This is a genomic window from Cupriavidus pauculus (assembly GCF_022179805.1).
GTDB lineage: Bacteria > Pseudomonadota > Gammaproteobacteria > Burkholderiales > Burkholderiaceae > Cupriavidus > Cupriavidus pauculus_E.
This window is the reverse complement of record NZ_BPUO01000029.1, coordinates 20,501-28,153: the sequence shown is the minus strand read 5'-3', so window position 1 is coordinate 28,153 and position 7,653 is coordinate 20,501. Positions and strand designations below refer to the sequence as shown.

General features: G+C 65.8%; 8 protein-coding genes. 1 reads left to right on the top strand and 7 read right to left on the bottom strand.

The genetic code is table 11. The features are described 5' to 3' along the window. Positions 1 to 143: 143 nt before the first annotated feature. The 7 genes from catA to MFF62_RS30310 are packed head-to-tail and all read right to left on the bottom strand — an operon-like array spanning position 144 to position 5,602. Positions 144 to 1,061, bottom strand: coding sequence for a catechol 1,2-dioxygenase (gene catA, locus MFF62_RS30340; RefSeq protein ID WP_238267785.1), 918 nt, complete (start codon positions 1,059 to 1,061; stop codon positions 144 to 146). Positions 1,062 to 1,095: 34 nt separating this feature from the next. Further along, on the bottom strand, positions 1,096 to 2,157 hold the full coding sequence (locus MFF62_RS30335; RefSeq protein WP_238267774.1) for an NADH:ubiquinone reductase (Na(+)-transporting) subunit F: 1,062 nt from the start codon (positions 2,155 to 2,157) through the stop codon (positions 1,096 to 1,098). Positions 2,158 to 2,169: 12 nt separating this feature from the next. Beyond that, the gene (locus MFF62_RS30330; RefSeq protein WP_238267773.1) at positions 2,170 to 2,532 is read right to left on the bottom strand and encodes a phenol hydroxylase subunit P4; all 363 of its coding nucleotides are present in this window, start codon (positions 2,530 to 2,532) and stop codon (positions 2,170 to 2,172) included. A gap of 23 nt (positions 2,533 to 2,555) precedes the next feature. Further along, positions 2,556 to 4,091, bottom strand: coding sequence for an aromatic/alkene/methane monooxygenase hydroxylase/oxygenase subunit alpha (locus MFF62_RS30325; protein WP_238267771.1), 1,536 nt, complete (start codon positions 4,089 to 4,091; stop codon positions 2,556 to 2,558). Between the two features lie 37 nt (positions 4,092 to 4,128). Beyond that, entirely contained in the window at positions 4,129 to 4,401 is a 273-nt protein-coding gene (locus MFF62_RS30320; RefSeq protein WP_238267763.1) for an MmoB/DmpM family protein, read from the bottom strand. Beyond that, positions 4,394 to 5,407, bottom strand: a complete 1,014-nt coding sequence (locus tag MFF62_RS30315; protein ID WP_238267761.1) for an aromatic/alkene monooxygenase hydroxylase subunit beta — start codon at positions 5,405 to 5,407, stop codon at positions 4,394 to 4,396. The genes MFF62_RS30320 and MFF62_RS30315 overlap by 8 nt, the downstream gene beginning before the upstream one ends. 24 nt (positions 5,408 to 5,431) lie before the next feature. Continuing rightward, complete coding sequence (locus MFF62_RS30310; RefSeq protein WP_238267760.1) at positions 5,432 to 5,602, bottom strand: phenol hydroxylase subunit; 171 nt, start codon at positions 5,600 to 5,602, stop codon at positions 5,432 to 5,434. A gap of 338 nt (positions 5,603 to 5,940) precedes the next feature. Between MFF62_RS30310 and MFF62_RS30305 the strand changes: the two genes are divergently transcribed. Continuing rightward, a complete protein-coding gene (locus MFF62_RS30305; protein WP_238267759.1) occupies positions 5,941 to 7,620 on the top strand; it encodes a sigma-54-dependent Fis family transcriptional regulator in 1,680 nt (559 codons plus the stop codon). The last annotated feature ends 33 nt before the right edge of the window (positions 7,621 to 7,653 follow it).

Sequence of the window (7,653 nt, the reverse complement as noted above, 5' to 3'; positions counted from 1 at the left end):
CCCACACCGGGGTTGTGGGGTTGGGGGTGTGGGCATTGCGGCTCTGCTTGCCGGCATGTGGCAATTTGAACCGCCGGCCCTCACCCCCCGCCCCTCTCCCACCTTGTGGGAGAGGGGAGCTTGCTGCAAGCGGGAGTGACTTCTTATACCGCCACCGCCGCCCTTTGCCGTGCCACTTCCGCCTGCGGCGCATTCGCACTATCCGAATGCAGCGTGAAATCAAAGCAGATCTGCGCAAACGGCTTGTCAGCACCCACCGCCTGCATCGCAGCCGGATCGTCGATACGCGTCACCGGCGGCACCAGCCCTTCGCGGGTGGCAAACGCAAAGTCATCCCACAGGTACGGATCGCCGTCGATATTGATCTGCGTGGTCAACTTGCGATGTCCCGGTGCGGACACGAAGAAGTGGATATGCGCCGGGCGCGTGCCATGGCGGTCGAGCTTCTTGAGCAGGCGGTCGGTGGTGCCGCCCGGTGGCACGCTGTAGCCCACCGGCATGATGCTGCGGAAACGATAGCGCCCCACCCCATCCGTGACGATGCTGCGGCGCAGGTTGAACGCGCTCTGCGTGGGATCGAAGTACGAGTAGTTGCCGAGCGAATTGGCGTGCCAGACTTCCACCACGGCATTGGCCAGCGGCGCGCCGTCCGCACCCCTGACCTGCCCTTCCATCACCAGCACCTCGCCCTCGTCGGTGCCGTCGTCGAGCCGTGCCTCGCCCTGCGCCACCGGCGCGCCGGCCACGTAGAGCGGGCCTTCGATGGTGCGCGGGGTGCCGCCGGCAATGCCGGCGCGCGCCTCGGCCTCGTCCATGCGCAGGTCCAGGAAGTGGTCGAAGCCCAGCCCGGGTGCGATCAGCCCCAGCTCGCCGGCGCGTCCTGCCTCGGCCAGGAAATTCAGGCCCGACCAGAATTCCTCGGGCTGCACGTCGAGGTCCTCGATCATGTAGAACAGGTCGCGCACCATCCGGTGCACGATGGCGGCGATGCGCGGATTGGCGTGCTGGCCCGTGTTTTCCTCGATGCGGTTCAGCACGGCGTCGATCTGGATCTTGTCCATCTTTGTCTCCTTGGTGGGGGTTGCGTCAGCGTCTTTACAGCGAACGGAACAGCGGACTGCGGGCGGCCTGACTGGCGTCTGCCGCCGACAGGAACTTCTCGGTAAAGATGTCTTTCTCGAACAGCCGGCCCTGCATCAGCGTGGCGATGCACGACTCGATCATCGGCGGCGGGCCGCACAGGTAGGCCCGCCAGCCGCGGAAGTCGTGCCCGAAATGGCTCGATGCCACGTCGTGCACATAGCCGCGCTCGCCGGCCCAGTCGCTGCCCTGGGGTTCGGACGACAGCACGGGCACATAGGTGAAGTTGTCGTGCTGGGCCGCCAGCGCCTCGAAGGCTTCGCGGTAATAGAGTTCGTGGGCCGTGCGTGCGCCGTGCACCAGTACGATCTGGCGCGGGTCGCCGGATGCCAGCAGGTCGAGCACCATCGAACGCGGGCTGGACAACCCCGAGCCGCCCGCCATGAACACCAGCGGGCGCGGATCGCTCTTGCGCACGAAGAACCGGCCCAGCGGCCCGGACAGTTGCAGCCGCTCGCCCACGGCCAGTTGTTCATGGACGTAGGTGGTGGCGCTGCCGCCCGGCACCAGCCGGATGTTCAGCTCGATCTCGTCCGACGACGGCGCCGAAGCAATCGAGAACGCCCGGGGCGCGGCTTCCCGTCCGATCCACACGTTGACGTACTGGCCCGGCTGGAAGCGCAGCGCGTCGGCGCCTTCCACGCGCAGGAACACACCCTTGATCGTCGGCGTCAGTGCCTCGATGCGCGTGACCTCGGCGGTGAAGTCCATCAGCGGCAGGCCCAGGTGGTCGGGATCGGGCTCGATATCGGCCTCGATCGTCATGTCCGACAGTGGCGTGGCGCAGCAGGCCAGGCATTTGGCTTCCTCGCGCTCGAAATCCATCAGCGCGAACGGCGACGCCTCGCCATGCTCGATCTCGCCGTCCAGCGTCTGGACCTTGCAGGTGCCGCACAGGCCGTGGCCGCAGGCGTGCGGCAGCCACACCCCGGCACGCAGGCAGGCGTCCAGCAGGGTCTGGCCCTTGGCCACGTCGATGGTCTGGCCCAGGGGTTCGATGGTCAGTTGGTAGCTCATGGCAACCTCCGCTCAGTTGAACGAGCCGGCGATACCGGACAGTCCCGGGGTACGCATCCGCAGCAGCGACTTGTGACCCAGGCCGTTGGCGGTCAGGCTGGCCTGCGGGTCTGGCGTGAACGGCGCGTCGCCGCGCAGCCATTCCACGCTGGCCCAGTCGATGGCCGCGCCTTCGGGATGCGCGCCCAGCAGCGGCACCAGCACCGCGTCCACCAGCGTGCCGAACGGCATGTCGGGCGGCAGCGGCAACGTGAACGGGCTGCAGAACAGGCGGTGCTGGTCCCAGCCGAAATACACGAGCTGGTTGCCGTGAAAGTTCTCCACGCGGTCGCGGACTTCGCCCGTGTAGCCGGGCTCCAATGCGATAACAGGCATGATGTGTCTCCTTTGCGATGCGCTTAGTCGTTGCCGGTCCAGCGCTGCCAGTTCGCGCGGTCCTGCGAATCGGCGTAGTCGCCGCGGTCTTCGGGCTGCAGGTGGTACCAGTCCAGCACCTCGGGCAGCGTGGGGCCGCCGCAATTGCCCTGGAAGATCTGGTGCACCGGCAGCCAGGCCTGCACGTATTTCTCGGGCTCGTCCACGAATATGTCGCGGCAGCCGTCGGAACAGAAGTGGTAGTGCTCGCCCGCGTGCTCGGCGTGGCGGTAGCAGATCTGCGTCGGGTCGTCGGGCTCGGTGAACGCCATCGGGATCTGGCAGATCTGGCACAGCATCGGCAGGCCCGGGTTGGTCCAGCGCTGGCCAGCCTCCTGCTGCTGCTTCCAGTAGTCGAAGCGCGGGCGGTAGTGCTGGTCGAAGCTGTCCGGGTACTTCTGGGCCAGCCAGTCCATCTCGTTGGGCTCGGGCACCCAGGTGTGGAACGCCGCCGCGTGGTTGAAGTTGTAGAAGATCGACCAGGCGATATGCGACAGGTGATCCTTCTCGCGGGCGGCCTGTTCGTGGTACTTGGGCATGCGGATGCCGTAGCGCGCCAGGTCCTTGAACAGCGCCCCGCCGTTCTGCTCGAAGTAGATTTCCCAGGCTTCCTTCCAGCTCATCACGCGCTTGGGGCACATGTAGTCCATCATCATCGCCACCAGCGTCAGCAGCCGGTAGCCGCGCCAGAACCACTTGTCGATCCACTTCTGGATGATTGGCAGGTTGGCCGGGTCCTGCTCCAGCATGAACTTGACCACTTCCAGGCCCAGCGTCATGTGGCGCGACTCGTCCGACTGGGCCGAGAAGCCGAACGTCACGGTGGCCATGTCGCCGTTGTAGGCCGCGCCGGACATGAACGGCATGAACAGCAGGTTCGTCAGCACGTATTCGAACGAGAACGAGATGGCCGTGATGAACTCGAACGGCCCGGCCGTCATCGCGTCTTCAAAGTACGACTTGGGCACCGACAGGTACCAGAGCCGGTCATGCAGATGGCGCCAGTCCGAGAACCCGTTGAAGAACTTGTTGTAGTGGCTGATCGTGTGGATCTGCGTCTGGCAATGGCGCAGTTCGTCGATCGACTGCATCTGGCAGGCCACGCGGGCGCCCACGCCGCGCAGGCTGCGGCCGGCCATGGCAAAGCCGCGGTGCGCGGCATATTCCAGCGGCGACACGCCGGTCAGGAACAGCTTCAGCGCGTTGACGTAGCGTGCGTCGCTGACGTTGAGCTGGCCGTTGTTCTGCTGGAACGCGTCGATGATGGCGTAGAGCTTGCGTTCCTTTTCCGACTGGAATTTCCAGTAGGCGTCCATGGTCAGGCGGAACGGATCTTCCCAGCCGTCCCAGTCGTGGATCACGATGCCCTCGAACTTGTCGTGCGGGAACACGCGGTCCATCGGCTGGTAGGTGGTCTCCCAGCCCAGGTCGCGCGTCAGGATCGCGTACTTCTCCTTCAGCGACATCTTCGGCCGCACGGCCTCGCGGGCCGCCGATGCGGTGGCGGTTGCAGTGGTCATGGCATGTCTCCTGTATCTGTTGTCGGGCCTGCGCTGCTCAGCGCCAGGCCAGCACGAATGCGTCTTCGGTTTCGTCGATGTTGCCGGCCAGCGAGATCAGGCCGAGCTGCAGTTCCTGCACGTCCCACGGGCGGCCGATGCGCTCTTCCACGCTGGCGCGGTTGATGGCCAGCCGGCCCGGCGCGTCGATCTTGACCATCGCCGGATAGTGGTTGACGCGTGCGTGCGGGTTGTCGGCCTCGATGGCTTCGATCACGGGGCGCATGTCGTCAGTGGCCTGCAACGCGATAAATACGGGCGAATCACTCATGGTGGTCTCCTTGCGGCGGGTTCAGGCCCAGGCCGGACAGGCGCTTGCGCAGCGCGTCCACGGCCAGCGACAGTTCGGCTTCGCCATCGGCGCCGAACAACCGCAGTGCCAGCGGCCGCAGCGCATGCGTGAAGCGCTCCAGCCACGTGTAGGCAAATTCGCCCAGCACGGCGGCGTTTTCGGGGCTTTCCTGCGCGGCGGTCTTCACGGTCGCGTCGACCCAGCGCGACGATTCGCCAAACCAGGCCGACATGAAATCGGTGACCAGCGAGAACGCCGGGTTCGCGGCCGCGCGCTGGCGGTCGAACTGCTGGTAGACCAGCGGATACACCAGGCCGTCCAGCACCAGGTTCTGCGCCACGTGGAGTTCGAACCAGTCGTCGCGCACCAGCAGGTCTTCGCTGGCGTGGCGCAGCGGCTGCCAGGTCATGTCTTCCATCCAGGCGGTCTTGGCCTGGTCCACGGCTTCCTTGTCGCCGATCAGCAGCCCGAGGCGCGTCAGGTACTGGGCGATGCCCAGGCGGTCCATCGTGTGATACATCGCCGCCTGCGTGATGGCCGACCCGAACCCGTAGGCCGTGATGGCCGCGTTGTTCATGTTGGCGGCCCACTCCAGATGGCGCAGCGGCACCACGCCCACGGTCAGCAGTTCGCGCATGTCGGCCGGCAGCGCGGCCAGCAGCCCGCGTTTTTCCACGAACTCCAGGTTCTTCTCCATCGCGTCCTGCTGGCGCGCCCGGGCGTTGACGTAGGTGCCGTAGTAATACTGGCGCGGGTCCTTGAGCGCGTACCAGTCCTGCATCACCACGCGGGTGCGGCGTGCGTCGTACAGCTCGTACTGCGGCTGCCACAGCGGGCGGTAGTGAAAGCTCGTGGCCGGCTGCAGGTCGAACATGGCCTCCTGGTAGCGCGTGGCGGGCTTGTCCGCGCCGAGCCGCCGCGCGATATGGGCAAAGGTCTGCCGGATCGGACTGACGCGACTGTCGGTCCGGATGTCGATTTGCATGGCTGTCTCCTTGGGGTATGCGGGTCAGTTCAGCAACTGGGCCTGCTGGTCGCGGCAGAACGACTGGAACTGTTCGGGTGGCATCACCAGCTCCACGAAGATCGCCGGGTCGCCAATCGAGAACTCGAATTCGATCCAGCGCTCGCCGCGCTCGACCACACGCACGTAGCGCTGGTCGGATGGGGGAAGTGGCATGTCTCGCTCCTGTTGCCTTGCACACACGGTGCGGTGCGCATTTTTTTGTGAATCCAGGTGCAAGGCATATAGCGAACGCCGTGCCAGCATCGCCAATCCGTTGTGGGGCAAGCGTTTGCGGGCGATTGGCCGCGTTTGCGGGGGCCAGGCTGCTTGATGATTTGATGAGGCCATCAGGCCCGATTTCATCAAATGATCAAATCGGCACGCGCTGCATCGCAACATCGGCGCCAGGGGCCGCATCGACGCCTATCGGGGAACGCAAAAGGCCGTGCTAGGCTTGCGAAAAAACGAGGCGATCCGTGAGAGGCCGCCCGCCATGGTTCTGGAGTGAGAGGATGACAACGCCCCCCGCAACACCCCCCAACGCGCCGCCTGCCGATACCCCCGGCACCCTGCCCGAACCGCCCCCGTTCGACCTGGCATCGCTGCTGACCATCGACGCCAAGGCCGCGCGCATCCACCTGGGCGAATCGCGCATGGTGCTGATGCACACCGAGGCGCTGAGCTACCTGCGCCGCGAGATCCTGGACACGCTGGGGCTGGAACGCGGCAAGGGCCTGCTGATCCGCATGGGCTACGCGCAGGGCATGCGCGATGCCGAGATGGTCAAGCGCGAGCGCAAGGAAGAACTGGCCAGTTCCCCGCACGAAGCGTTCCTGTGGGGGCCGCAGTTGCACATGCTCGAAGGCGTCACGCGCGTGGAACCGGTGCGGCTGGAAGTCGACCGCGAGACCGGCCACTTCTACGGCGAATTCCTCTGGAAGGATTCGTGGGAAGGCGAAGCGCCGTTCAACGAGGCGCTGAGCCGCGAGGAAGCGGGCTGCTGGGTGCAACTGGGCTATGCCTCGGGCTACTCCAGCACGTTCATGGACCGGCTGGTGATCTACAAGGAAACCGAGTGCGCGCGGCGTGGCGACGACCAATGCCGCATCGTCGGCAAGCCCGCCGAGGAATGGGACGATGCCGACTACCTGAAGTACTTCGAACCCGATTCCGTGATCAGCGACCTGCTCTCGCTGCAGCAGGAAGTCAGCACGCTGCGCGAAACGCTGTGCGGCGCCAACCAGGGCAACCTGATCGGCCAGTCGCCGGCCTTCCGCGAAGCGTTTGCGCTGCTATCGGCCGCCGCCGAGAGCCACATCACCGTGCTGCTGACCGGCGAGACCGGCGCCGGCAAAGAGATGTTCGCGCGCTGGCTGCACGACAACGGGCCGCGCCGCGACCTGCCGTTCATCGCCGTCAACTGCGCGGCAATTCCGCATGAACTGATCGAATCCGAACTGTTCGGCGTGGAGAAAGGCGCCTACACGGGCGCCCAGCAATCGCGCCCGGGCCGCTTCGAACGCGCGCACGGCGGCACGCTGTTCCTCGATGAAATCGGCGACCTGCCGCCAGCCGCGCAGGTCAAGCTGCTGCGCGTATTGCAGAACAACGAGGTGGAGCGCCTGGGCGGCGTGGAAGCCCGCAAGGTCAACGTGCGGCTGATTGCGGCCACCAACGTCAACCTGGCGCAGGCCATCCGCCAGGGCCAGTTCCGCGCCGACCTGTTCTATCGCATCAGCACGTATCCGATCTCGATCCCGGCGCTGCGCGAACGCAAGGAAGACATTCCGGAACTGGCGCAGGCCTTCATCACGCGCTTCAATGCGCTGTACCAGAAGCAGGTGCGTGGGCTCACGGGCCGAGCGCGCGACGCACTGGTGCAATACCCGTGGCCCGGCAATATCCGCGAGCTGGAAAACATGATCGAGCGCGGCGTGCTGCTGGCCCCTGCCACCGGGCTGATCGACGTGCCGCACCTGTTTGCCAGCCAGCATGCTGGCGCGGCCTGCCCCGAGGCCGGCGAGGACGCCGATGCGCTGATCGAGAAACTGCTGAACCAGCAGGTATCGCTGCCGCAGATCGAGGCCCGGCTGATGGAACTGGCGATGACCACCACGCGCGGCAACCTGTCTTCGGCAGCGCGCCTGCTCGGCATCACGCGGCCGCAACTGGCCTACCGGCTCAAGAAGTAGCACCACCTCTCGCCTGCCCCGCCCTTACAAAGG

Excerpts from the sequence above, each read along its gene's own strand:
- catA (WP_238267785.1), bottom strand. The coding sequence starts at position 1,061 with ATGGACAAGATCCAGATCGACGCCGTGCTGAACCGCATCGAGGAAAAC.
- MFF62_RS30335 (WP_238267774.1), bottom strand. The coding sequence starts at position 2,157 with ATGAGCTACCAACTGACCATCGAACCCCTGGGCCAGACCATCGACGTG.
- MFF62_RS30330 (WP_238267773.1), bottom strand. The coding sequence starts at position 2,532 with ATGCCTGTTATCGCATTGGAGCCCGGCTACACGGGCGAAGTCCGCGAC.
- MFF62_RS30325 (WP_238267771.1), bottom strand. The coding sequence starts at position 4,091 with ATGACCACTGCAACCGCCACCGCATCGGCGGCCCGCGAGGCCGTGCGG.
- MFF62_RS30320 (WP_238267763.1), bottom strand. The coding sequence starts at position 4,401 with ATGAGTGATTCGCCCGTATTTATCGCGTTGCAGGCCACTGACGACATG.
- MFF62_RS30315 (WP_238267761.1), bottom strand. The coding sequence starts at position 5,407 with ATGCAAATCGACATCCGGACCGACAGTCGCGTCAGTCCGATCCGGCAG.
- MFF62_RS30310 (WP_238267760.1), bottom strand. The coding sequence starts at position 5,602 with ATGCCACTTCCCCCATCCGACCAGCGCTACGTGCGTGTGGTCGAGCGC.
- MFF62_RS30305 (WP_238267759.1), top strand. The coding sequence starts at position 5,941 with ATGACAACGCCCCCCGCAACACCCCCCAACGCGCCGCCTGCCGATACC.